Below are 24,310 nucleotides of genomic sequence, written 5' to 3'. Positions count from 1 at the left end.
TGCCGCGGGCCCGGCGGGGCGGGGCGGTGGACCGCCCCGCGCACCCCGCCTTCCCGGGGCGGCCCCGGGTGTCGGCTGCGAGCCGTCTCCCGGGGCTCCGCCCCGAACCCCGCGCCTCAAACGCCGGCGGGGCCGGATGAGGGGCCGGCGGGGCTGTTCCCGTGCGGGATGATGGGGGTATGCCTTCCGCACTCCCCGACGGTGAACCCATGCCCGAAGACGGCTCGCTGCCGTCGCATGCCCTGGCGGGCGCGGGGGAGCGGCCGCTCGGTTTCTACCTGCACGTCCCCTACTGCGCCACGCGCTGCGGGTACTGCGACTTCAACACCTACACGGCCACCGAGCTGCGGGGCACCGGCGGCGTGCTCGCCTCCCGGGAGAACTACGCCGACACCCTGATCGACGAGGTCAGGCTCGCGCGGAAGGTGCTCGGCGACGACCCGCGCCAGGTCCGGACCGTCTTCGTCGGCGGCGGCACGCCCACGCTGCTGCCCGCCGCCGACCTCGTCCGCATGCTCGCGGCGATCCGCGACGAGTTCGGCCTGGCCGAGGACGCCGAGATCACCACGGAGGCCAACCCCGAGTCCGTGGACCCGCGGTACCTGGCCGAGCTGCGCGCCGGGGGCTTCAACCGGGTCTCCTTCGGCATGCAGAGCGCCAAGCAGCACGTCCTGAAGGTGCTCGACCGCACCCACACGCCGGGGCGCCCCGAGGCGTGCGTCGCGGAGGCACGGGCGGCCGGCTTCGAACACGTCAACCTCGACCTGATCTACGGGACGCCCGGGGAGTCGGACGAGGACTGGCGGGCGACGCTCTCGGCGGCGCTGGGGGCCGGGCCGGACCACATCAGCGCCTACGCGCTGATCGTCGAGGAGGGCACCCAGCTGGCGCGGCGGATCCGCCGCGGCGAGGTCCCGATGACGGACGACGACGTGCACGCCGACCGGTACCTGATCGCGGACGCGGTCATGGCCGAGGCCGGCTACTCCTGGTACGAGGTCTCGAACTGGGCCACCTCGGAGGCCGGGCGGTGCCTCCACAACGAGCTGTACTGGCGCGGCGCCGACTGGTGGGGCGCGGGGCCGGGAGCGCACTCGCACGTGGGCGGGGTGCGGTGGTGGAACGTGAAGCACCCGGGGGCGTACGCCGCGGCGCTGGCGGAGGGGCGGTCGCCGGGCGCCGGACGGGAGCTCCTGTCGGAGGAGGACCGGCGGGTGGAGCGGATCCTGCTGGAGCTTCGGCTGGTGGACGGGGTGCCGTTGTCGCTGCTCGCTCCGGCGGGGTTGGCGGCGTCCCGCAAGGCCCTCGCGGACGGGCTGCTGGAGTCGGGGCCGTACGAAGGCGGGCGGGCCGTGCTGACGCTGCGCGGGCGGTTGCTGGCCGACGCGGTGGTGCGGGACCTGGTGGACTGACCGGCCCGCGGCGCCGTGCCGGGGGCGCTGCCCCCGGACCCCCGCGCCTCGAACGCCGGCGGGGCTGAAACAGCGCCTCAAGCGCCGGTGGGGCTGGGGGAGGCCGTGACGTGGTCGATGAGGTGTTCCACCGAGCCCAGGAGGGTCGGTTCCAGGTCGCGGTACGAGGTCACCCGGGACAGGATGTGCTGCCAGGCGGCGCCCGTGTTCTCCGGCCAGCCCAGGGCCCGGCAGATGCCCGTCTTCCAGTCCTGGCCGGGCGGGATCACCGGCCACGCCGGGATGCCCAGCGCGGACGGTTTCACCGCCTGCCAGACGTCCACGTACGGGTGGCCCACGATCAGGACGTCCGGCGAGGTCACCGAGGCCGCGATGCGGGACTCCTTCGAGCCCGGGACGAGGTGGTCCACCAGGATGCCGAGGCGGGCGTCCGGGGCCGGGGCGAACTCGGCGACGACGGCCGGGAGGTCGTCGATGCCCTCCAGGTACTCCACCACCACGCCCTCGATCCGCAGGTCGTCGCCCCAGACCCGTTCCACCAGCTCCGCGTCGTGCCGGCCCTCCACGTAGATCCGGCCCGCCCGTGCCACCCGCGCCCGCGCCCCCGGTACGGCCAGCGAGCCCGAGGCCGTCAGCAGCGGCCCCGAGGGCCTGCGCATGGGACGGACCAGGGTGACCACCTCGCCGTCCAGCAGGAACCCGCTCGGCTCCATCGGGAACACCCGCCGCTTGCCGAAGCGGTCCTCCAGGGTCACCGTGCCCGCCTCACAGGCCACCACCGCGCCGCAGAAGTCCGTACCCGCCACCTCGACCACCAGGTCGGGGTCCGCCGCCACCTCCGGCACGGCCTTGGGTCGCTTCCACTGCGGGGTCAGGTCGGGGGAGTACTCGCGCATCCGGCCGACAGTAGGAGAGCCGCGCGCGTCACGCCTCCGACACGCCGGAAAGGGCCGCCAGTGTGGCGCGTTGCGCACGGACGAACTCCGCCCCGACCACCGCTCCGTGACCCGGCACGTACAGTGCGTCGTCCCCACCCAGCGACAGCAGCCGGTCCAGGGCCGCGGGCCACCGCCCCACCATGGCGTCCGGGCCCACCGAGGGCTCGCCCGACTCCTCCACGAGGTCCCCGCAGAACACCACCTCGCGCTCGCCCGGCACGAAGACGGCCAGGTCGTGCCCGGTGTGCCCGGGCCCCACGTTGGCCAGCAGCACCTGTACGCCGCCCAGTTCCAGCGTCCACTCACCCGACACCTCGTGCCGGGGCGGCACCAGCAGGTCCACGGCCTGTGCCGCCTCCGCCGGCGCGAGCCCGTGCCGTACCGCGTCCCGGCGCAGCTCCTCACGGCCCGTCGACAACAGCGCGGCCAGCCCGACCGCCCCGAACACCTCGACCCCGGCAAAGGCGGCCCCGCCCAGGACGTGATCGAAATGACCGTGCGTGAATGCGATATGGGTCACGCGCCGGCCCGTCAGCCGCTCCGCCTCGGCGCGTACCTGCGCTCCCTCGCGTACACACGAACCGGGGTCGATCAGAAGGACCGAATCCTTGCCCACCACCAGTCCCACGGTGCAGTCCCACACCGGCAGTCGCCGCCGGCCGGCCCGTCCGGTCAGCCGTTCCCAGCCGGACTCTTCCCAACGCACGTCCATACGGCGACGCTACCCTGGCGGGCCTCCCTTGCCAGGGGCTTACCGCCCGGCCGTACACTGAGCGGGGGCTCTCTGGCACTCGAACGATCAGAGTGCCAACAAACACGGCAGAACACGGCAACGGACCACAGCTGGAGGTGTGCGCGCGATGCTCAGCGAACGCAGACTCGAAGTGCTGCGCGCCATCGTCCAGGACTACGTCGGGACGGAGGAGCCGGTCGGCTCCAAGGCGCTCACGGAGCGGCACCGGCTCGGCGTCTCGCCCGCCACCGTGCGCAACGACATGGCCGTGCTGGAGGAGGAGGGGTACATCGCCCAGCCCCACACCAGCGCCGGCCGGATCCCCACCGACAAGGGCTACCGGCTCTTCGTCGACAAGCTGGCGGGGGTCAAACCGCTGTCGTCGCCCGAGCGCCGGGCCATCCAGAACTTCCTCGACGGCGCCGTCGACCTCGACGACGTGGTCGGCCGCACGGTACGGCTGCTCGCGCAGCTCACCCGGCAGGTCGCCGTCGTCCAGTACCCGAGCCTGACCCGGTCGACCGTCCGGCACGTGGAGCTGCTCTCGCTCGCTCCCGCGCGTCTGATGCTCGTACTGATCACGGACACCGGGCGGGTCGAGCAGCGGCTCATCGACTGCCCGAGCCCCTTCGGGGAGACCTCGCTCGCGGACCTGCGGGCCCGGCTCAACAGCCGGGTCGTCGGGCGCCGCTTCACCGATGTGCCCCCGCTCGTCCAGGACCTCCCCGAGTCCTTCGAGGCCGAGGACCGCGGCACCGTCTCCACCGTGCTCGCGACACTCCTCGAAACCCTGGTCGAGGAAGCCGAAGAGCGACTGATGATCGGCGGAACCGCCAATCTCACCCGCTTCGGACACGATTTTCCCCTGACGATCAGGCCGGTGCTCGAAGCGCTGGAGGAGCAGGTCGTGCTCCTCAAGCTGCTGGGCGAGGCCAACGAGTCGGGAATGGCCGTACGGATCGGGCATGAGAACGCCTACGAGGGACTGAACTCCACGTCGGTCGTCTCGGTCGGTTACGGTTCGGGCGGCGAAGCAGTCGCCAAACTCGGCGTGGTCGGACCGACCCGCATGGACTACCCCGGAACGATGGGAGCGGTACGCGCAGTGGCACGTTACGTCGGACAGATCCTGGCGGAGTCGTAAGTGGCCACGGACTACTACGCCGTTCTCGGCGTGCGCCGCGACGCATCGCAGGACGAGATCAAGAAGGCATTCCGGCGGCTCGCGCGCGAGCTGCACCCGGATGTGAACCCTGATCCCAAGACGCAAGAGCGTTTCAAGGAGATCAACGCCGCCTACGAGGTCCTCTCGGACCCGCAGAAGAAGCAGGTCTACGACCTGGGTGGCGACCCGCTGTCCTCCTCGGGCGGTGGCGGCGGAGCGGGCGGCTTCGGAGCGGGTGGCTTCGGCAACTTCTCCGACATCATGGACGCCTTCTTCGGCCAGGCCTCGCAGCGCGGCCCGCGCTCGCGGACCCGGCGCGGCCAGGACGCGATGATCCGCCTCGACCTGGAACTGGACGAGGCGGCCTTCGGGACCACCAAGGACATCCAGGTCGACACGGCCGTCGTCTGCAACACCTGCTCCGGCGAGGGCGCCGCTCCCGGCACCTCGGCGCAGACCTGCGACATGTGCCGCGGCCGCGGTGAGGTCTCCCAGGTCACCCGGTCCTTCCTGGGCCAGGTCATGACCTCGCGGCCCTGCCCGCAGTGCCAGGGCTTCGGCACCGTGGTCCCGACCCCGTGCCACGAGTGCGCGGGCGACGGCCGGGTCCGCTCCCGTCGCAGCCTCACGGTCAAGATCCCGGCGGGTGTCGAGAACGGCACCCGGATCCAGCTCGCGGGCGAGGGCGAGGTCGGCCCCGGCGGCGGCCCCGCCGGCGACCTGTACGTGGAGATCCACGAGCTGGCGCACCCGACCTTCCAGCGACGCGGGGACGACCTGCACTGCACGGTCACCATCCCGATGACGGCGGCCGCACTGGGCACCAAGTGTCCGCTGGAGACGCTGGACGGGCTGGAGGAGATCGACATCCGGCCCGGCACCGGGTCCGGCCAGGCGATCCCGCTGCACGGGCGCGGCGTCACCCACCTGCGCGGTGGCGGACGCGGCGACCTGATCGTGCACGTCGAGGTCACCACCCCGGGCAAGCTGGACGCCCAGCAGGAGGACCTGCTCCGCCAGCTGGCGAAGCTGCGCGGCGAGGAGCGGCCGATGGGCCAGTTCGCGCCGGGTCAGCAGGGTCTCTTCAGCCGGCTGAAGGACGCTTTCAACGGTCGCTGACCGACCGGGATCCACCGTCACGAGCCCGGCCTGGGGATTCCCCGGCCGGGCTCGTCGCACGAGGCCGCCGGCGGCTCCGGGCCGGCCGGGAAGCGGACTATGCCAGGCGAATGCCATGGTTCGGCCCCCTGCGCGGGACGTGGCACGATGCAGTCCATGTCCTCGGCACCGAACGGTCTGTCCCCGTACCCGATCGTGCAGGCTCCCATGGCGGGCGGCGCCTCCTGTCCCGTCCTCGCCGCCGCCGTGTGCGAGGCGGGCGGACTGGGGTTCCTGGCCGGCGGCTACAAGACCGCCGACGGGATGTACCAGGAGATCAAGCAGGTGCGCGCGCTGACCCGGCGCCGTTTCGGTGTCAACCTCTTCATGCCGCAGACCGGTTACGTCGATCCGGCCGCGGTGGAGGCCTACCGCGGGCAGCTGGCCGGCGAGGCGAGCTGGTACGAGATCTCGCTCGCCGAGGAGGACATCATCGGCACCAGCGACGACGGCTACGACGCCAAGCTCGCCATCCTCCTCGAAGACCCCGTTCCGGTGGTCTCGTTCACCTTCGGCTGTCCCGCCTTCGCGGCCCTCGCCGCCCTGCGCAAGGTCGGTACGTACACCGTCGTCACGGTGACCTCCGTCGAGGAGGCCCGCGGCGCGCAGCACGCGGGCGCCGACGCGGTCTGCGTCCAGGGGGCGGAGGCCGGCGGTCACCAGGGCACCCACCGCGACGATCCGCAGATCGACGGTACGGCGACCGTGGGCCTCCTCGCGCTGGTGGCACAGGTACGGGAGGCCGTGGCGCTCCCGATCATCGCGGCGGGCGGGGTCATGCGGGGCGCGCAGATCGCCGCCCTGCTGGCGGCCGGCGCGGAGTCGGCGCAGCTCGGGACGGCCTTCCTGGCCTGCCCGGAGTCCGGGGCGGACCCGGTGCACAAGAAGGCCCTGACCGACCCGCTGTTCGTGCGTACCGAGCTGACCCGGGCCTTCTCCGGGCGGCCGGCGCGCGGGCTGGTGAACCGCTTCGTGCGCGAGCACGGGCCGTACGCCCCGGCCGCCTACCCGCAGGTCCACCACCTGACCTCGGGGCTGCGCAAGGCCGCCGCCGCGGCCGGGGACGCCCAGGGCATGGCCCTGTGGGCGGGCCAGGGACACCGGCTGGCCCGGCCGCTGCCGGCGGGGGAACTGGTGGAGGTGCTGGCGGCCGAACTGGCCGAAGCACAGAGCACGTTGAAGGCAACGCAGATGAGGAGTGCGTCATGACCGCCCCGGTTTTCGTGGTGGAAGAGGTCCCCGCGGGGCCGGAGTTCGTCCTGGACGGCCCCGAGGGCCGGCACGCCGTGTCCGTGAAACGGCTGAACCCGGGCGAGGACGTGGTCCTCACGGACGGGCGCGGCCACTGGGTGGAGGGCGTGGTCAAGGCCGCCGAAGGCAAGGACCGGCTGGTCGTCATGGACCTGCACTCCGTCGCGGAGGAGCCGCAGCCGGAGGTGCGGATCACGGTGGTCCAGGCGCTTCCCAAGGGGGACCGGGGGGAGCTGGCCGTCGAGACGATGACCGAGACCGGCGTGGACGCGATCGTGCCCTGGCAGGCCTCGCGCTGCATCACGCAGTGGCGCGGCGACCGGGGCGCCAAGTCCCTGGCCAAGTGGCGGGCCACGGCCCGGGAGGCGGGCAAGCAGTCCCGCCGGGTGCGTTTCCCGGAGGTCGCCGAGGCCCTGTCCACCAAGCAGGTGGCCGCGCTGCTGGCCGGCGCCGACCTGGCGATGGTGCTCCACGAGGATCGCGACACCCCCTCCGAGGCGCTGGCGACGGCCGAGCTCCCGAAGGCCGGTTCCGTGGTGCTGGTGGTCGGCCCGGAGGGTGGTGTCTCCCCGGAGGAACTGGCGGTCTTCGCCGAGGCCGGCGCCCACCCCTACCGCCTGGGCCGCTCCGTGCTGCGCACCTCCACGGCCGGTACGGCGGCGGTCGCCGTCCTGCTGGCCCGCACGGGCCGCTGGTCCTGACGGGCGCCCGGTTCTGAGGGGCGGCCGGTCCTGAGGGTCCGGTGCCGACGGTCGGCTCCCGCTCGGCTCCCGCTCGGCTCCCGGTCGGGTCGGGCCGGGCCCGATCGGCCCGGCCGGCCGCGGACTTCGGCCCGACCGGCCGAAATGCCCGCCCGTGGCAGGCGTCCGGCTGGATACGATGCCCGGACCGATCACCGTCACAGGAGGCGAAGCAATGGCCGGGGAACCGCAGGCCGACTGCCTGTTCTGCAAGATCGTCGCGGGGCAGATCCCCGCGACCGTGGTACGGGAGACCGAGACCACGGTCGCCTTCCGGGACATCAACCCGCAGGCGCCCACACACGTCCTCGTCATCCCCAAGGTGCACTACCCCGACGCGGCCTCCCTCGCGGCGGCCGAGCCGGGCGTGGCCGCCGACATACTGCGCGAGGCCGGCCAGGTCGCCCTCGACGAGAAGATCGTCGAACACGGCTACCGGGTCGTGTTCAACACCGGCTCCGGCGCCGGTCAGACCGTCTTCCACGCCCACGCGCACGTCCTCGGCGGGCGCGGCCTCCAGTGGCCCCCCGGATAGCACGTGTCCGCGAGAGAGTTCGTGGTGCTGGGCACGGCCAGCCAGGTGCCCACCCGCCACCGCAACCACAACGGCTACCTGCTGCGCTGGGACGGCGAGGGCATCCTCTTCGACCCGGGCGAGGGCACCCAGCGCCAGATGCTGCGCGCCGGGGTGGCCGCGCACGACATCGACCGGATCTGCGTCACCCACTTCCACGGTGACCACAGCCTCGGCCTCGCCGGGGTGATCCAGCGGATCAACCTCGACCAGGTCCCGCACCCCGTCACCGCGCACTACCCGGCCTCCGGGCAGAAGTTCTTCGACCGGCTGCGCTACGCCACGGCCTACCGGGAGACCGTCGCGCTCCGCGAGGAACCGGTCTCCGCGGACGGCACGCTCGCCCAAGGGCCCTCGTACACGCTGGAGGCCCGGCTGCTCTCGCACCCCGTGGAGTCCTTCGGCTACCGGATCACCGAACCCGACGGGCGGCGCATGCTGCCCGAGCTGCTCGCGCGGCACGGGATCAAGGGGCCGGACGTGGGCCGGATCCAGCGGGAGGGGCGGATCGGCGCGATCACCCTGGACGAGGTCAGCGAGCCCCGGCCGGGGCAGCGGTTCGCGTTCGTCATGGACACCCGGCTCTGCCCCGGCGTGGACGCGCTCGCCGAGGGCTGCGACATGCTGGTGATCGAGTCGACCTTCCTCGACGAGGACGAACGGCTGGCCACCGACCACGGGCACCTCACCGCCGGCCAGGCGGCTCGGGTGGCGCGGGACGCCGGCGTGCGGCACCTCGTGCTGACGCACTTCTCGCAGCGCTACACCGACCCGACCGAGTTCGAGCGGCAGGCCCGCGCGGCCGGCTTCGAGGGCGAGCTCACGGTGGCCGCGGACCTGATGCGCGTGCCCCTGCCCAAGCGGGGCTGACGACGGGCCCGACCCGCCCCTGCACGGCCTCCACCCGGCCCCTGCCCGCCCCCTGCACGGTCAGGGCCCGGGCAGGGGCCGTGTTCGCCGAGTGGTCCGAGTGACGAAGGGTCTCCCGAGCGTGATCTGCGCCACACTGGGTTTTGGTCCTGCTCGGGGCGGGCAGGGCTGGCAGCTTTCCATGGGAAAACGTCATGCAGAAACGGGCCTTCGAGAAACAACGGGGAGATCGCCGTGACCGGTCGGGACTACGAAATCCGCGCAGCCGCAGTGGACCCGCTCGGTCCGCTGCGTGACCCCCAGGAACCCGGCTGTGACGTCTTCCTGACCGGAACCGTCTTCCTCGACATCATCTTCACCGGCCTCGACTCCGCCCCGGTGCGCGGTACGGAGTCCTGGGCGCGCGGCATGGGCTCCAGCCCCGGCGGCGTCGCCAACATGGCCACGGCCCTGGCCCGGCTCGGCCTGCGGACCTCGCTTGCCGCCGCCTTCGGGGACGACCACTACGGCGAGTACTGCTGGGACGCCCTGGAACAGGGTGAGGGCATCGACCTGTCCATGTCGCACACCATCCCCGGCTGGCACAGCCCGGTCACCGTCTCGATGGCCTACGAGGGCGAGCGCACGATGGTCTCGCACGGCCACGAGGCCCCGCCCCCGGCGGGCCCCGGGCCCTTCCCGCAGTGCCCGCCGAGAGCCCGCGCGGCCGTGGCGGCCCTCGGCCCCGGCCGCGGCGAGGAGTGGATCGCCGAGGCCGCTCGGCGCGGCTCGCGGATCTTCGCTGACGTGGGATGGGACGAGAGCGGCCGGTGGGACCTGGGGGCCCTGGCCGACCTGGAGCACTGCGAGGCCTTCCTGCCGAACGCCGGCGAGGCGATGCGCTACACCCGGACCGACTGCCCGAGAGCCGCGGCCCGGGCGCTGGCCGAGAAGGTACCGATCGCGGTGGTGACGATGGGCGCGGAGGGCTCGTACGCGGTGGACGGGCGTACCGGGGAGACCGCGCACGTCCCCGGGATCACGGTGGACGAGCTGGATCCGACGGGCGCGGGCGACGTCTACGTGGCGGGCTTCGTGACCGGCACCCTGGCGGGCTGGCCGCTCGCCGACCGCCTCGCCTTCGCCGGGCTGACGGCGGCCCTGTCGGTGCAGGAGTTCGGCGGCTCCCTGTCGGCCCCGGGCTGGCCGGAGGTGGCCCACTGGTGGCGGACGGCCCCGCAGGAGCTGCGCGGCCCCTACGGTTTCCTGGACGACCTGATCCCGCCGGACGGCGCCCCGGCGGCCCGGCGCAGGGCCGTACCCACGATCGGCTTCCGGCACCCTGCCTAGGGCCTGTCTTTCGGATCATGCCGGGCCCGCGGCGTCTGGCACCGCACCTCGCTGCGTTCTCGTCGGTCGTCGATGCTCCGCATGGACTCCCTCCTCGGCCTTGCGATGCACGACACCAGACGCCGCGGGCCGATCCGCCCTGATCCGAAAGACAGGCCCTAAAGGTTGTTGCGGAAGCCTCTGTTCGGGGCATTCCTCCTGTATGGGTGGGGTGTTGTGCGCTGAGTCGGTGTGGGTGGAGACGTTCACGGGCTTGCGGATGGACCGGTTCGTCAAGCTGGTGAAGGTGGTGCGGGAGCGGGGCGGGAACGGTCCCGGTGGTGGTCGGCCGTGGTGCCTGCCGCTGGCGGACCGGGTCCTGCTGGTGGCGGTGTACTACCGCACGAACCTCACGATGCGGCAGCTCGCCCCGCTGTTCGGGGTCTCCCCGGCCACGGTCTGCAGGGTGATCCAGCGGCTCGGGCCGTTGCTGGCCCTGGAGCCGGCCCCGCGGCCGGTCGCCGATGCGGACCGGTTGTGGATCGTGGACGGCACCCTCATCCCGGTCCGCGACCGGCAGGTCGCCGCCTCCTCCCGCAACTACCGGTTCTCGGCGAACGTGCAGGTCATCATCGACGCCGACACCCGCCTGGTCGTCGCCTCGGCGCGGCCCGCGCCCGGGAACAAGGCCGACGCCCACGTCTGGCGCGAGTCCGGTCTACCCGCGAAGGCGGCGGGCACCACAGTGATCGCGGACGGCGCCTACCTGGGCACCGGGCTGATCGTCCCGCACCGCAAACGTGCTGGACGTCCCCTCCTGCGCGGTCAGGAGGAGGACAACGCCGAACACCGACGGGTCCGTGCCCGCGTCGAGCACACCTTCGCCCGCATGAAGAACTGGAAGATCCTCCGCGACTGCCGCCAGAAAGGAGACGGCCTCCACCACGCCGTCCAGGCCGTCGCCACCATGCACAACCTCGCCATGACACGGTGAACCAGGCAGGTCCACTCACACGCAGACCTGCCCGCACCCAACCTTCTGCAACAACCTTTAGGTGGTGGCCCGCCGCGCGATCCGGCGGTAAAACCTCTCGGGGAAGCAGCGGCGGAGACGTACGCTTGGTACTCCGGAGGTCGTCGATCGGCGCGGCCCCTCAGCGGGAGGTATGCGCAGGCCACAGTGCCGGCCCATGACTCAGACACCGACAGCCCACATCCCTGCGCCGGGGCAGGCGCGAGCCCACTTCACCGTTCCGGCCACGCACCCGATGGTGACCGTGCTCGGCTCGGGCGACGCCCTGTTGCGCGTGATCGAGAAGGCCTTCCCCAAGGCCGACATCCATGTTCGGGGCAATCAGGTCAGCGCGATCGGTGCAGCGGCGGAAGTCGCCCTGATCCAGCGCCTTTTCGACGAGATGATGCTGGTGCTCCGCACCGGGCAGCCGATGACGGAGGACGCAGTGGAACGCTCGATCGCCATGCTCAAGGCGAGCGGCAACGGCAACGGCGACGGACCTGCCGAGACGCCCGCGGAGGTGCTCACCCAGAACATCCTCTCCAGCCGCGGCCGCACCATCCGACCCAAGACCCTCAACCAGAAGCGGTACGTCGACGCGATCGACAAGAACACGATCGTCTTCGGCATCGGCCCCGCCGGTACCGGCAAGACCTACCTGGCCATGGCCAAGGCCGTCCAGGCCCTCCAGTCCAAGCAGGTCAGCCGGATCATCCTGACCCGGCCCGCCGTCGAGGCGGGGGAGCGGCTCGGCTTCCTGCCGGGCACCCTCTTCGACAAGATCGACCCGTACCTGCGCCCGCTCTACGACGCGCTGCACGACATGCTCGACCCCGACTCGATCCCGCGCCTGATGGCGGCGGGCACGATCGAGGTGGCTCCGCTGGCGTACATGCGCGGACGCACGCTGAACGAGGCGTTCGTCGTCCTCGACGAGGCGCAGAACACGACCACCGAGCAGATGAAGATGTTCCTCACCCGGCTCGGCTTCGACTCGAAGATCGTGATCACGGGTGACGTCACCCAGATCGACCTGCCGGGTGGCGCCAGGAGCGGTCTGCGTCAGGTGCAGGACATCCTGGAAGGGGTCCCGGACATCCACTTCTCGCGGCTCACGTCCGAGGATGTCGTCCGGCACAAGCTGGTCGGCCGTATCGTCGACGCGTACGAGAAGTACGACGACGGCCAGCAGGCCGCGAACGGCCACCAGCGGAAGTAGAACTCAGCGCACCATGTCGATCGACGTCAACAACGAGTCCGGAACCGAGGTCGACGAGCAGGCGATCCTCGACATCGCCCGCTACGCGCTCACCCGGATGCGGATCCACCCGCTCTCCGAGCTCTCCGTCATCGTCATCGACGAGGACGCCATGGAGCAGCTCCACATCCAGTGGATGGATCTGCCCGGTCCGACCGACGTCATGTCCTTCCCGATGGACGAGCTCCGTCCGCCGTCCAAGGACGAGGAGGAGCCCCCGCAGGGGCTCCTCGGCGACATCGTGCTCTGCCCCGAGGTCGCCAAGAGGCAGGGCGAGGAAGCCCCGACGCAGCACTCCATGGACGAGGAGCTCCAGCTCCTGACCGTCCACGGAGTGCTGCACCTGCTCGGCTACGACCACGAGGAGCCGGACGAGAAGGCCGAGATGTTCGGCCTCCAGGCGGCCATCGTCGACGGCTGGCGCGGTGAGCGCGGCATCACCGGTCCGTCCCCGGCACCGACCGTCTCGTGAACGCCCCCCAGCTGATCACCGGGGCGGTCCTGCTGGTCGTGGTGGCCTGGTTCGCGGCCTGCGCCGAGTCCGGCATCGCCCGTATCTCCAGCTTCCGGGCCGAGCAGGCCGTACGGGAGGGCCGGCGCGGGAGCGAGAAGCTCGCCCAGGTCGCCGGCGACCCCACCCGCTACCTCAATGTGGCCCTGCTCGTCCGGGTCACCTGCGAGATGGCGGCCGGGGTGCTCGTCACCTACGTCTGCCTCGACGAGTTCGGCGAGAACTGGACCGCGCTGCTCGTGGCCATCGCCGTCATGGTGCTCGTGTCCTTCGTCGCCGTCGGCGTCTCCCCGCGCACGATCGGCCGCCAGCACCCGCTGAACACGGCGACGGCGGCCGCGTACGTCCTCGTCCCGCTGGCCCGGATCATGGGGCCGATCCCGCAGCTGCTGATCCTCATCGGCAACGCGCTCACGCCCGGCAAGGGTTTCCGTAAGGGGCCCTTCGCCTCCGAGGCCGAGCTGCGCGCGATGGTGGACCTCGCGGAGAAGGAATCGCTGATCGAGGACGACGAGCGCCGCATGGTGCACCAGGTCTTCGAGCTCGGCGACACGCTGGTGCGCGAGGTGATGGTGCCGCGCACCGACCTCGTCTGTATCGAGCGGTACAAGACGGTCCGTCAGGCGACCACGCTTGCGCTGCGGTCCGGCTTCTCCCGCATCCCGGTGACCGGGGAGAACGAGGACGACATAGTCGGGATCGTCTATTTGAAGGACCTGGTCCGCAAGACGCACATCAGCCGGGAGGCCGAGGCCGACCTGGTCTCGACCGCGATGCGGCCGGCCGTCTTCGTACCGGACACCAAGAACGCGGGCGATCTGCTGCGCGAGATGCAGCAGGTGCGCAACCACGTGGCCGTCGTCATCGACGAGTACGGCGGCACGGCCGGCATCGTCACCATCGAGGACATCCTCGAAGAGATCGTCGGAGAGATCACCGACGAGTACGACCGGGAACTCCCGCCGGTCGAGGACCTGGGCGAGGACCGCTACCGGGTCACCGCGCGGCTGGACATCACCGACCTCGGTGAGCTGTTCAAGGTCGAGGCCTTCGACGACGAGGACGTGGAGACGGTCGGCGGACTGCTGGCGAAGGCGCTGGGGCGGGTGCCGATCGCGGGCGCCTCCTCGGTGGTGGAACTGCCGGACGGGCGTCCGCTGCGGCTGACCGCCGAGTCCCCGGCGGGCCGCCGGAACAAGATCGTGACGGTGCTGGTGGAGCCGGTCGCCGCGGCGGAGGCCGCGGGGGAGGAGGGGGAATGACCCCGGAGCAACTGCGTGCGTTCTGCCTGGGCTTCAACGCGGCGGTGGAGGAGTTCCCCTTCACACCGGAGACCTCGGTGTTCAAGGTGCTGGGCAAGGTGTTCGCGCTGTCGGCGCTGGACGGGGAGCCGCTGAAGGTCAACCTGAAGTGCGACCCGGAGCTGGCGGTGCGGCTGCGCGAGGAGCACGAGGCGATCGTGCCGGGCTACCACATGAACAAGCGGCACTGGAACACGGTGACGGTGGGCGGGGTCCCCGACACGATGCTGCGTGAGCTTGTCGAGGACTCCTACGACCTGGTGGTCGCGGGGCTGCCGCGGGCGGAGCGGCTGAAGCTCGACCGGCCCTGATCGGGGGCCCCGGCGGGGTCGTTGCACGGCCGGACAGTGGCGCTCCCTATGCTTTCGACCATGACGGAGAGCACCGGGATCGACCCCGAGGACAGCAAGATCATCACGCTGGCGCGCAGCGCCCGGGCCCGTAACGGGGTGCCCGAGGGGGCGGCGGTGCGGGACGAGACGGGCCGCACGTACGTCGCCGGGACGGTGGAGCTCGACTCCCTGAAACTGAGCGCGCTGCGGACCGCGGTCGCGATGGCCGTGGCCAGCGGGGCGCGGTCGCTGGAGGCGGCGGCCGTCGTCACGGCGGCGGACGCTCCGGCCGACGCGGATCGCGCGGCGGTCCGTGACCTCGGAGGCCCGGACACCCCGGTCCTCCTCGCCGCCCCGGACGGCACCCTGAAGTCGACGACCCCGGCCGGCCCCTAGCCTCCCGGCGGGGCGGCGGACAACCCCGACGGTAGGTCCGGTCGACCGGAGCCAATCCGGCCCGCCGGCCGACCTCGCTGCCAACTCCGGCTGCGCCGGCCCACCCCAGCCTCGCCGGCGTTTGAGCAGGGGGCACCTCCCAGCGGTAGCTGGGGGAGGGTCCGGGCGGAGCCCGGTGCCCGGCGGAGCCGGGTTTCCTGGGGCTCCGCCCCAGACCCCGCGCCTCAAACGCCGGCGAGGCTGGATACGGCCCCGGCCGAACAGAAGGGGGCCGGCGAGGCTGGATTGGCCCGGGCTTCGGACGCCGGTTGCCCCCGCCGGGAGGCTATCGGCGGCGGATCGTCATCGCCATCAGCGCAGCCATCGCGCACAGCGCGCCCGACGCGTACCAGACGGTGTCGTACGAGCCGGTGAGGTCGCGGGTCAGGCCGCCCAGGAACGCCACCAGGGCCGCGCCGATCTGGTGCGAGGCCAGGACCCAGCCGAAGACGATCGCGCCGTCCTCCCCGTAGTGCTCGCGGCAGAGCGCGATCGTCGGCGGGACGGTCGCGACCCAGTCCAGGCCGTAGAAGACGATGAAGAAGATCAGCGGCGGTCGCACCGACGGCGCCAGCAGGATCGGCAGGAAGAGCAGCGAGATCCCGCGCAGGGCGTAGTAGACGGCCAGCAGTCGCCGCGAGTCGAAGCGGTCCGTGAACCAGCCCGAGGCCACCGTGCCGATCACGTCGAACACGCCGACGACCGCCAGCAGCCCGGCTGCCGCCGTCACCGGCATGCCGTGGTCGTGGGCGGCGGGCACGAAGTGGGTCTTGACCAGTCCGTTGGTCGAGGCGCCGCAGATCGCGAAGGTACCCGCCAGCAGCCAGAACGGGCCGGTCCGGGCCGCGTCGACGAGTACCCGCAGGGCCCGCCGGGTCGCGCCCGGGGTCGGGGCCGGCCTCTCCACGTACGTACCGCCGTACGGCGCGAGCCCCACGTCCGCCGGGTGGTCGCGCATCAGCAGCCACACGAAGGGGGTGACGGCCAGCGCCGACAGGGAGACCGTGACCGTCGCCGGGCGCCAGCCGTGGTGCTCGACCAGCCAGGCCAGCAGCGGCAGGAAGACCAGCTGACCGGAGGCCCCGGCCGCGGTCAGGACGCCGGTGACCAGGCCGCGCCGGGCGGTGAACCAGCGGTTCGTCACCGTCGCCGCGAAGGCCAGGGCCATGGAGCCGCTGCCCAGCCCCACGAGGACGCCCCAGAACAGCACGAGCTGCCAGGGCTCGGTCATCCACACCGTGGCCAGCGAGCCCGAGGCGATGACGAGCAGGGCCAGGGCCACGACCCGGCGGATGCCGAAACGGTCCATCAGGGCCGCGGCGAAGGGCGCGGTGAGCCCGTACAGCGCGAGATTGACCGATACGGCCAGGCCGATGGTGCCGCGTGACCAGTCGAACTCCGCGTGCAGCGGCTCGATGAGCAGTCCGGGCAGGGAGGCGAATCCGGCCGCACCGATGATCGTCACGAAGGCGACGGCGGCGACGAACCAGGCGCGGTGGACGCGCCCGACCTGGCGGGGGGTGGGTGAGGGGGCCGTGGTGGCGGGGGCTGTCTGGGGCACACCGACAGCTTCCGGCCACCGAGCGACCGCGCGACAGTGGCTTGACCGTCATGGTTCGATACGATCGGGCCATGGAGTCGGAGAAGTCGCGGAAGCGGGCGCACCGGGTCGTCGTCCTCGCCCTCACCGGGTTGCTGCCCTTCGAGCTCGGCATCCCGCACCGGATCTTCGGGCGGGCCAAGGACCCTGCCGGGCGGCCGCTGTACGAGATCCTCACGTGCGGGATCGCCCCGGGGGCGGTGCGCACGGACGCCGACTTCGCGATCCACGTCGAGCACGGTCCCGAACTGCTGGCCACCGCCGACACGGTGGTGGTGCCGGCCTCGTACGAGCTGGGCCCGGTGCACGAGGAGGGCCGGCTGACCGACGAGCTGGCGGCGGCCCTCGCGCACATCCGACCCGGCACCCGGCTGGTCTCCATCTGCACGGGCGGCTACGTCCTCGCCGCCGCCGGATACCTGGACGGGCGCCCCGCCACCACCCACTGGGCCTCCGCCGCGCACTTCCAGCGGCTCTTCCCGGCCGTCCGGGTCGACCCGGACGTGCTCTACACCGACGACGGCGACGTGCTGACCTCGGCCGGCGTCGCCGCCGGGGTCGACCTGTGCCTGCACATCGTGCGCCGCGACCACGGCGCGGCCGTCGCCAACGAGGTGGCCCGGCGGACGGTCGTACCGCCCCACCGGGAGGGCGGGCAGGCGCAGTTCATCGCGCGCCCGATGCCGGAGCCGCAGCTCGCCAGCACCACGGCGGCCCGCGCGTGGGTGCTGGACCGGCTGCACGAACCGCTCCGGCTGACCGACCTGGCCCGGCAGGAGGCCATGTCGGTACGGACCTTCACGCGCCGCTTCCGCGAGGAGTCGGGCGTCAGCCCCGGCCGGTGGATCGTCGGCCGGCGGGTGGAGCGGGCCCGGCAGCTGCTGGAGCAGACGGAGCTGCCGATGGAGCAGGTGGCGCGGGACAGCGGCTTCGGCACGGCCCAGTCGCTGCGCAAGCACGTCCAGGCGGCGTTGGGGGTGAGCCCGACCGCGTACCGCCGCACCTTCCGTGCGGCCGGCGTGCCGGGGTCGGGCAACCTGACATCTCCTGATGGGCCATCAGATGATGCCGGAGCCGTGCATTGACTTCTCCCGCCCTCCGCTCGTGAATGGCCCCCTGCGCCGGGCTCGGGCGCGCGGGAACCTAAGGGGCGGGCAGTGCGAACTGGGGCGCGGAAGCGGAGATGGCCGGCGGCCGTAGGCCTGGTCGTGCTGGCGGCCACGTCCGGGGGCGCGCTCGGCGCACCCGCCGCGGCCGAGGGGGAGACACCCCCGGGCCAGGTGGACTTCCCGACCCACTGCCCGGCGCCCCAGGAGGCCGGGCTCCCGCCCGCGGACGGACCGACCACCGCGCGGATCACCGTCGACAACCCGGTCCCGCAGGTCGGCGACACCGTCACCGTCACCTATCAGGTGGTGCGCACCCCCGCCGTCAACCCGGTCGGGGGCGAACTCCCCGCCGACGTGCTGACCCCGACCGGCCGGATCCTGCTGGCGGGCGCCCAGAGCGGCGAGGTCACCGTGGTCGGGGCCAAGCGCAACGACCCCGTCCCGGCGGGCGCGGCCCTCCCCGCCGTCACGATGACCGGCACCTTCACCGTCACCGCACCCGGCGAGACCACGCTCGCCCCGGGCGGCTACACCCTGCACACCAGCCACCTGCTGGACCTGGACACCCTCTGCACCCCCGACGCCGCGTCCACCGCTCCCGTCTCCGCCCGCCTGACCGCGACCGCGCTGCCGACGGCCAACCTGCGCAGCGTCTTCCTCGGCGCGGCCCAGGGCCGGCCGGGTGCCAAGGTCGAGGTCACCGCCGCCGGCTTCCCGCCGGGCGCGGTCGTCACGGTCGCCGGGCGGGCCGGCGCCGCCGAGACGGCCGACCGGGCGAGCGCCACCGCCGACGAACGGGGCACGGCCCTGGTCGAGCTACCGGTCACGGACAGGGCCACCACCGCGGTGATCGCCTACGAGGGCGCCGCCTGGTCGGCGCGCCAGGGCTCGGGGCCGGCCGCTTACACGGTCATCGACGCCGTCGCGCCGCCGGCCCCCACCGTCCGGAAGGTCACGGCCACCGTCGAGCCGGGCGTCCTGGGCATGACCCAGACCGGCGAGGACATCACCCTGGGCGCCGTGCCGTACGGCGACGGCGGCGCCGCGCCCGGCCGGATCGGGACGGTGACGGTGACCGACGCCCGCGGCGGCCCGGCCGGCTGGTCCCTGATCGGCAAGGTCACCGACTTCACCGGCCCCGGCGGGATCCGCATCCCGGGCGCCTCCCTGTCCTGGACCCCGACGTGCGTGGCCGCGGCGGGCAGCCGGAGCGTCTGTACGGCGGGCAGCGCGGGCGTGGTCGGGCCGGAGGGGGCCCTCCTGGCCTCCACCCCCGACGCGCCGTCGGTCGGAGGCACCTTCACCGTCGACGCCACGGTGACCCTGCGGGTGCCGCCGTACACCCCGCCGGGCGCGTACACGGCGGTCCTGACCCTGACCCTGTCGTGACGGGCCGCCCGCGGCTGCCGCTGCGCGGAGCTCTCCCCGCCCCGCCCTTTCTCCGTTTCCCAGGGCTCCGCCCCGGACCCCGCGCCTCGCACGCCGGCGGGGCCGCATCTCGGCCCGTCCGGCGTTTGAGGACCGGGTCGGCGCGGCGGGGGCGGCTCCGCGTGGCGACGGCGGCGCTGCTCGGCGGCATCTTCCTCGGCGGATCCGCCGGGACGGCCACCGCCGACGACGGGCAGTGGTCCGTGCTGCCCGTCGCGAACACCGTCGGGCAGCGGCCCTACTTCTACCTCGCCGCCGCGCCCGGCCGGTCCGTCGCCGACGCCGTCACCCTCACCAACCGCACCGACCGACCCCGCACCTTCCGGCTGTACGTCGCCGACGCCTACAACACCGCCCGCGACGGCGGTTTCGCCCTGCGCGGCCCCGACGAGCCGCGGCTGACCACCGCCGCGTGGGCGAAGCTCGACCGGGACCGGGTCACCGTCGCGGCCCGCGCGTCGGTCGCCGTCGGCTTCACCCTCACCGTCCCCGACCGGGCGGAACCGGGGGACCACCCCGGCGCCGTCGTGGCCTTGGAGGAACGGCCGGCCGCCGCGGCCGACACCGGCCGGGGGATCGGCGTACAGCGGGCCGTCGCCGCCCGGCTGTACCTACGGGTGACCGGCCCCACCGCCCCCGCCCTCACCGTCCGGGACGTCACCGTCCACCGTCGCGGCTCCGGCGCGGACATCTCGTACACGCTCCACAACATCGGCAATGTCACCCTTCGCCCCGGGGCCACCCTCACCGCCACCGGCGCCCTCGGCCGTTCGCTCCACGCCCAGCGGCTCGGCGGGCTGCCCGCCGAACTGCTGCCGGGTCAGGAAGTACGGCTCGGGGCCCGTTGGGAGGGCGCGCCCAGAGCGGAATGGGCCGAGGTCACCGTGCGCGCCCGGGCCGACGGAACCACAGCTCAGGGCCGTGCGGACCTCGCCGAGTACCCCTCACTCACGGCTGTGCCGGCCCTCGTCGCCGTGATCTGGTCGGCGCTGGGAGCCGCATCGGGGAGAATGGCCCGTATGAGCGATCGTTCCCCCGAGTCCACCGCCCCGCACCGTGCGGGGTTCGCCTGCTTCGTCGGCCGCCCCAACGCGGGGAAGTCGACCCTCACCAACGCACTCGTGGGCACCAAGGTCGCGATCACCTCCAACCGGCCGCAGACCACCCGCCACACCGTTCGCGGCATCGTGCACCGCCCCGACGCCCAGCTCGTCCTCGTCGACACGCCCGGCCTCCACAAGCCGCGCACCCTGCTCGGCGAGCGCCTCAACGACGTCGTACGGACCACCTGGGCCGAGGTCGACGTCATCGGCTTCTGCCTGCCGGCCGACCAGAAGCTCGGCCCCGGCGACAAGTTCATCGCCAAGGAGCTCGCGGGGATCAAGAAGACCCCCAAGATCGCCATCATCACCAAGACCGACCTGGTCGAGTCCAAGCAGCTCGCCGAGCAGCTCCTCGCCGTGCACCAGCTCGGCGCCGAGCTCGGCTTCGAGTGGGCCGAGATCGTTCCCGTCTCGGCCGTCGGCGACACCCAGGTCCAGCTGCTGGCCGACCTGATCGCGCCGCTGCTGCCGGAGAGCCCGCCGCTGTACCCGGAGGGCGACCTCACCGACGAGCCCGAGATGGTCATGGTCGCGGAGCTGATCCGCGAGGCCGCGCTGGAGGGCGTACGGGACGAGCTCCCGCACTCCATCGCCGTGGTCGTGGAGGAGATGATCCCGCGCGAGAACCGTCCGGCGGACCGCCCGCTGCTCGACATCCACGCCAACGTCTACATCGAGCGGCCGAGCCAGAAGGGCATCATCATCGGCCCGAAGGGCTCCCGTCTGAAGGAGGTCGGGATGAAGTCGCGCAAGCACATCGAGGCGCTGCTCGGCACCCCGGTCTTCCTCGACCTGCACGTGAAGGTCGCCAAGGACTGGCAGCGCGACCCCAAGCAGCTGCGCAAGCTCGGCTTCTGAGGCGCGAGCCGCACCACGCGACGACACGACGAACGGACGCCGCCCCCGCACGGGGGCCGCGTCCGTTCGTCGTTCCGTCCCTCTGTCGTTCCGTCCCTCCGTCGGTCCGTCCGGCTAGGCGGGCCGGCGCACCCGCACCACGTTGTCCGTACGGGTCCCGGGCGTGCCGTCGGGCTGGTTCTGGACCCGCTCGGTCTCCTCGGCCCGCAGGACCTCCCAGCCCGCCGTGACCGGCTCCAGCTGCGCGAGGACCTCCTCGGGCGTGGGGAAGTGCGCCTCCTCCCGCTCCTCCTGCCACGGAGCCCAGCCCGCGTGGCCGACCACCAGCAGGGTGCCACCGGGGGCCACGGCCGAGGCCGCCGCACGCAGGACGGCGTCCCGGGGGAAGTCCCCGTAGTTGTGCAGGAAGCACGCCGAGACGAGGTCGAACTCCCCTTCCGGGAAGGACTCCGTCAGATCGTGCCGGGCGAAGGCGATCCGGTCCGCGACCTCGGCCTGTGCCGCGTGCTCGGCCGCCCGTCCGAGGGCGACCCCGGAGATGTCGGTCCCGGTGACCGTCCATCCGCGGCGGGCCAGCCAGACGGCGTCGGCGCCCTCCCCGCACCCCAGGTCCAGGGCCCGGCCCGGGGCGAGCGCGGACACCTCGTGCACCAGCATGGCGTTGGCCTCACCGCTCCAGATCCGGTCGCTCTCCCCGTAGCGGCCGTCCCAGAAGGCCTCCCCGGCGGGCGGAGCGTCGGCGGGGTAGTCGTGGGAGTGTGCGTGCGTGTGGGTGTGCTCGGTCATGGGTCCCTCTTCCAGTACGGGTGCCGGTGCGGCCGATGCTCCGCCCGCCCGGCGCCCTACGGCAAACTTTGTTGCCGACCCGGCAAAGAGGAATCCGAAGCGGTCACTCCGCGGGCTCGGCGATCAGAGCCGTGGCCACGCGGCGGAAGCCGATGCGGGCGTAGACGCGGGCCACGTCCTCGTCGCCCGCCGAGAGGAAGACCGTACGGGCCCCGCGCTCGCGGGCCAGGGCGACCAGGGCGGCCGTGACCCCGAGGGCCAGTCCCTGCCGGCGGGCCGAAGGCAGGGTGCCGACGCCCACGACCTCCACGACGTCCCCGACCGGGTTGTACTGGCCGGCGCACAGCACCACGCCGTCCCGGACGGCCGCGGCCAGGGCCGTGGTGCCCGCCGTCAGCTTGCCGGACACGCGCGCCCTGCCCTCCTCGGCCGCCGGCTGCGTCATCGCCGCCGCCAGTTCCGCGGGTCCGGCCTCGCCCACGGCCGTTCCCGGGGCCGCGAACGCCAGGGCCGGAACCGTCACCGCGGCGGTCAGCAGCGGATCGTCGGCGTCGAGCAGACGGACCTCCGGGTGCGGGGGCAGGGCCTCGGCCGCGGGGTCCAGGACCATCAGGGGGTGCGCGTGGACCCGCAGTCCCGCGGCCTCCACCGCGGCCCGTACCGAGGGGCTGGTTTCGGCCACCCACTCGAAGGCCTCGGGCACCTTCAGCTCACGCTGGCGCTCCCAGACCCGTTCCACGTCGGCCCGGGTCGCCTCGGGGCCGCCGAGCGTGGGCCGCGCGTAGTACGGCCAGCCCGTGCCCTCCTGGACGAACAGCGTCAGCGGGCCGAAGTCCTCGGCGCGGGCCCCGCCCACCCGTGGCACCGTGTCGTAGTACCGCTCCAGCTCGGACAGCGTCGAATCGATCATGTGGTTGGTCATTCGGCCATCCAAACAAAGCGGCGCCGACCGGGCACCTTCTTTCCCGGCCGGCTCAGGCGCCCTCCTTCAGGACGCGCGAGATCAGCGCCCGCTGGGCGTCCGACAGGTGCGGCTCCGCGCACGCCACCGTCCGCCCGTCCACCGTGATCCGGTACGAGAAGCCGTCCCGGACCCGGTCCGCCGGGTCGCCCGGCGGGGTGGGCCGCAACGCGAGCTGTGCCAGGGCCCGCCACTCGTCCTCGTCCGGCCGGCCCGTGGTGTCCACCTCGGCCCGGCGCTCGATGCCCGCGAAGCCGCCCGTCCGTACCACCTGAATGCGCATGGGAGCCCTCTACCCCGCGAGCGGGACACCCACCGCGGACCACGCCTTCTGGAGCGCCTGGTGCTCGGCGCCGCCGTCCCCGTACCGGGTCACGGCCGCCGCCGTCGAGAGCCGCGCGAAGTCGGCGAAGTCCGCGTTCTCGGCGAGCTGTCCGCCGGTCAGGGTGTCGTACCAGATCTGTCCGGCCCGCTCCCAGGCCTTGCCGCCCAGCTCGGTCGCCACGATGTAGAAGGCGTGGTTGGGGATGCCGGAGTTGATGTGGACGCCGCCGTTGTCGCTGTGGGTGTTCACGTAGTCGTCCATGGTGGCCGGCTGCGGGTCCTTGCCGAGTTCGTCGTCGTCGTACGCGGTCCCCGGCGCCTTCATCGAGCGCAGCGCGACCCCGGTCACGTCGGGACCGAGGAGGCCGGCCCCGATCAGCCAGTCGGCCTGCTCGGCGGTCTGCTCCAGCGAGTACTGCTTGATCAGCGAGCCGAAGACGTCGGACATCGACTCGTTCAGGGCGCCGGACTGGCCGCGGTAGATCAGGTTCGCCGTGTACTGGGTGACCCCGTGGGTCAGCTCGTGCCCGATGACGTCCACGGACACGGTGAAGTCGAGGAAGAGGTCCCCGTCCCCGTCGCCGAAGACCATCTGCCGGCCGTCCCAGAAGGCGTTGTTGTAGTCCTCGCTGTAATGGACGGTCGCGTCCAGGGGGAGCCCGGCGTCGTCGATGGAGCGCCGACCGAAGCCCTTGAGGAACAGGTCGTAGGTGGCCCCGAGCCCGGCGTAGGCGCGGTTGACGGTGGCGTCCTTGCTCAGCGGGTCGCCCTCGCCCCGGACCTTCTTCCCGGGCAGCCGGGTGCGGTGCTGGGCGTCGTAGACGGTCCGGTCCGGATCGTCGGAGGCCGTCACGGCAAGGGTGGGGACGACTCCCCGGACGGCGGTGACCCGGCGCCGGGTACGCAGCAGGGAGTCGCGCTCCAGGGTGCGCTGGGCGAGGTCGGCGCGGCGGGAGTCCTCGGAGCGGGCGGCCTTGTCGAGGAGGTGCGGGGGGACGACGGTGCAGAAGACGGGGTGATGGCGGTGGGTGTGGGAGGCATCCATGCCCGGCAATGTGGCAGTGGGTCATGACGCTGTCACTACCTGCGACCATGATTCATTCACTTGTCTGAAAGCGGTGACGCCGGATTGACGGAACA

At 72.8% G+C, this 24,310-nt stretch carries 24 protein-coding genes and 1 pseudogene; 18 read left to right on the top strand and 7 right to left on the bottom strand.

Annotated features, from left to right (window positions below; all coding sequences use genetic code 11):
- The first annotated feature begins 179 nt into the window (after nt 1–179).
- Nucleotides 180–1,412 (top strand): radical SAM family heme chaperone HemW, encoded by a 1,233-nt coding sequence (gene hemW, locus OG624_RS14790; RefSeq protein ID WP_033224021.1) that lies wholly within the window; start codon nt 180–182, stop codon nt 1,410–1,412.
- A 77-nt stretch (nt 1,413–1,489) separates the two neighbouring features.
- Here the strand turns inward: hemW and OG624_RS14785 are convergent, their stop codons facing one another.
- Entirely contained in the window at nt 1,490–2,308 is an 819-nt protein-coding gene (locus tag OG624_RS14785) for a DUF3097 domain-containing protein (RefSeq protein ID WP_352163799.1), read from the bottom strand.
- 28 nt (nt 2,309–2,336) lie between these two features.
- Nucleotides 2,337–3,062 (bottom strand): MBL fold metallo-hydrolase, encoded by a 726-nt coding sequence (locus OG624_RS14780; protein ID WP_266356748.1) that lies wholly within the window; start codon nt 3,060–3,062, stop codon nt 2,337–2,339.
- 148 nt (nt 3,063–3,210) lie between these two features.
- On the opposite strand from OG624_RS14780, the gene hrcA reads away from it, so the two are divergent.
- The 13 genes from hrcA (at nt 3,211) to OG624_RS14715 (ending at nt 14,962) form a co-directional block, all read left to right on the top strand.
- Nucleotides 3,211–4,227, top strand: coding sequence for a heat-inducible transcriptional repressor HrcA (gene hrcA / locus OG624_RS14775; protein WP_030715666.1), 1,017 nt, complete (start codon nt 3,211–3,213; stop codon nt 4,225–4,227).
- Nucleotides 4,228–5,367: a molecular chaperone DnaJ gene (dnaJ, locus tag OG624_RS14770; RefSeq protein WP_030010180.1), complete on the top strand. Its 1,140-nt coding sequence runs from the start codon at nt 4,228–4,230 to the stop codon at nt 5,365–5,367.
- Between the two features lie 156 nt (nt 5,368–5,523).
- Nucleotides 5,524–6,615: a nitronate monooxygenase gene (locus tag OG624_RS14765; protein ID WP_033224043.1), complete on the top strand. Its 1,092-nt coding sequence runs from the start codon at nt 5,524–5,526 to the stop codon at nt 6,613–6,615.
- Entirely contained in the window at nt 6,612–7,358 is a 747-nt protein-coding gene (locus OG624_RS14760) for a 16S rRNA (uracil(1498)-N(3))-methyltransferase (protein ID WP_033224024.1), read from the top strand. The genes OG624_RS14765 and OG624_RS14760 overlap by 4 nt, the downstream gene beginning before the upstream one ends.
- Before the next feature lie 214 nt (nt 7,359–7,572).
- Complete coding sequence (locus tag OG624_RS14755; RefSeq protein WP_030757400.1) at nt 7,573–7,932, top strand: histidine triad nucleotide-binding protein; 360 nt, start codon at nt 7,573–7,575, stop codon at nt 7,930–7,932.
- Nucleotides 7,933–7,935: 3 nt separating this feature from the next.
- Nucleotides 7,936–8,841, top strand: coding sequence for a ribonuclease Z (locus OG624_RS14750; RefSeq protein WP_033224025.1), 906 nt, complete (start codon nt 7,936–7,938; stop codon nt 8,839–8,841).
- Between the two features lie 234 nt (nt 8,842–9,075).
- Entirely contained in the window at nt 9,076–10,170 is a 1,095-nt protein-coding gene (locus OG624_RS14745) for a carbohydrate kinase family protein (RefSeq protein WP_244290912.1), read from the top strand.
- 202 nt (nt 10,171–10,372) lie between these two features.
- Nucleotides 10,373–11,143 carry a transposase family protein gene (locus OG624_RS14740; protein ID WP_266446460.1) on the top strand — a complete coding sequence of 257 codons (771 nt, stop codon included), beginning with the start codon at nt 10,373–10,375 and terminating at the stop codon, nt 11,141–11,143.
- A gap of 196 nt (nt 11,144–11,339) precedes the next feature.
- Nucleotides 11,340–12,383 (top strand): PhoH family protein, encoded by a 1,044-nt coding sequence (locus OG624_RS14735; protein ID WP_033224727.1) that lies wholly within the window; start codon nt 11,340–11,342, stop codon nt 12,381–12,383.
- 13 nt (nt 12,384–12,396) lie between these two features.
- Nucleotides 12,397–12,894 (top strand): rRNA maturation RNase YbeY, encoded by a 498-nt coding sequence (gene ybeY / locus OG624_RS14730; RefSeq protein WP_030715653.1) that lies wholly within the window; start codon nt 12,397–12,399, stop codon nt 12,892–12,894.
- The gene (locus OG624_RS14725; RefSeq protein WP_030011941.1) at nt 12,891–14,195 is read left to right on the top strand and encodes a hemolysin family protein; all 1,305 of its coding nucleotides are present in this window, start codon (nt 12,891–12,893) and stop codon (nt 14,193–14,195) included. The genes ybeY and OG624_RS14725 overlap by 4 nt, the downstream gene beginning before the upstream one ends.
- A complete protein-coding gene (locus tag OG624_RS14720) occupies nt 14,192–14,545 on the top strand; it encodes an MmcQ/YjbR family DNA-binding protein (RefSeq protein ID WP_033224725.1) in 354 nt (117 codons plus the stop codon). Before OG624_RS14725 ends, OG624_RS14720 begins: the two co-directional genes overlap by 4 nt.
- Nucleotides 14,546–14,593: 48 nt before the next feature.
- A complete protein-coding gene (locus OG624_RS14715) occupies nt 14,594–14,962 on the top strand; it encodes a cytidine deaminase (protein ID WP_371587751.1) in 369 nt (122 codons plus the stop codon).
- Between the two features lie 325 nt (nt 14,963–15,287).
- Here OG624_RS14715 and OG624_RS14710 read toward each other — a convergent pair whose 3' ends face one another.
- Nucleotides 15,288–16,562, bottom strand: a complete 1,275-nt coding sequence (locus OG624_RS14710; protein ID WP_033224721.1) for an MFS transporter — start codon at nt 16,560–16,562, stop codon at nt 15,288–15,290.
- 71 nt (nt 16,563–16,633) lie between these two features.
- Between OG624_RS14710 and OG624_RS14705 the strand changes: the two genes are divergently transcribed.
- The 4 genes and pseudogenes from OG624_RS14705 to era all read left to right on the top strand — a co-directional run bounded on the left by OG624_RS14705 (nt 16,634) and on the right by era (nt 21,099).
- Nucleotides 16,634–17,686: a GlxA family transcriptional regulator gene (locus OG624_RS14705; RefSeq protein ID WP_033224720.1), complete on the top strand. Its 1,053-nt coding sequence runs from the start codon at nt 16,634–16,636 to the stop codon at nt 17,684–17,686.
- A gap of 117 nt (nt 17,687–17,803) precedes the next feature.
- Nucleotides 17,804–19,099, top strand: a complete 1,296-nt coding sequence (locus tag OG624_RS14700) for a beta-xylosidase (RefSeq protein WP_033224755.1) — start codon at nt 17,804–17,806, stop codon at nt 19,097–19,099.
- Nucleotides 19,096–19,653 (top strand): annotated as a pseudogene (locus tag OG624_RS14695) (WxL protein peptidoglycan domain-containing protein); the annotation flags it as partial. The gene OG624_RS14700 and the pseudogene OG624_RS14695, both read left to right, overlap by 4 nt.
- 495 nt (nt 19,654–20,148) lie before the next feature.
- Nucleotides 20,149–21,099 (top strand): GTPase Era, encoded by a 951-nt coding sequence (gene era / locus OG624_RS14690; RefSeq protein WP_030384631.1) that lies wholly within the window; start codon nt 20,149–20,151, stop codon nt 21,097–21,099.
- Nucleotides 21,100–21,213: 114 nt separating this feature from the next.
- Here era and OG624_RS14685 read toward each other — a convergent pair whose 3' ends face one another.
- The 4 genes from OG624_RS14685 to OG624_RS14670 all read right to left on the bottom strand — a co-directional run bounded on the left by OG624_RS14685 (nt 21,214) and on the right by OG624_RS14670 (nt 24,215).
- A complete protein-coding gene (locus OG624_RS14685; RefSeq protein ID WP_033224718.1) occupies nt 21,214–21,885 on the bottom strand; it encodes a class I SAM-dependent methyltransferase in 672 nt (223 codons plus the stop codon).
- A gap of 103 nt (nt 21,886–21,988) precedes the next feature.
- The gene (locus OG624_RS14680; protein ID WP_371639493.1) at nt 21,989–22,807 is read right to left on the bottom strand and encodes a GNAT family N-acetyltransferase; all 819 of its coding nucleotides are present in this window, start codon (nt 22,805–22,807) and stop codon (nt 21,989–21,991) included.
- 52 nt (nt 22,808–22,859) lie between these two features.
- Nucleotides 22,860–23,129 carry a protealysin inhibitor emfourin gene (locus OG624_RS14675; protein ID WP_371639492.1) on the bottom strand — a complete coding sequence of 90 codons (270 nt, stop codon included), beginning with the start codon at nt 23,127–23,129 and terminating at the stop codon, nt 22,860–22,862.
- A gap of 9 nt (nt 23,130–23,138) precedes the next feature.
- Nucleotides 23,139–24,215: a M4 family metallopeptidase gene (locus tag OG624_RS14670; protein ID WP_033224715.1), complete on the bottom strand. Its 1,077-nt coding sequence runs from the start codon at nt 24,213–24,215 to the stop codon at nt 23,139–23,141.
- Between the last annotated feature and the right edge of the window lie 95 nt (nt 24,216–24,310).

The sequence above is a fragment of the Streptomyces virginiae genome (genome assembly GCF_041432505.1).
Lineage (GTDB): Bacteria > Actinomycetota > Actinomycetes > Streptomycetales > Streptomycetaceae > Streptomyces > Streptomyces virginiae_A.
Note: the sequence above shows the minus strand (reverse complement) of the source record. Positions and strands in the feature narration are given on the sequence as shown.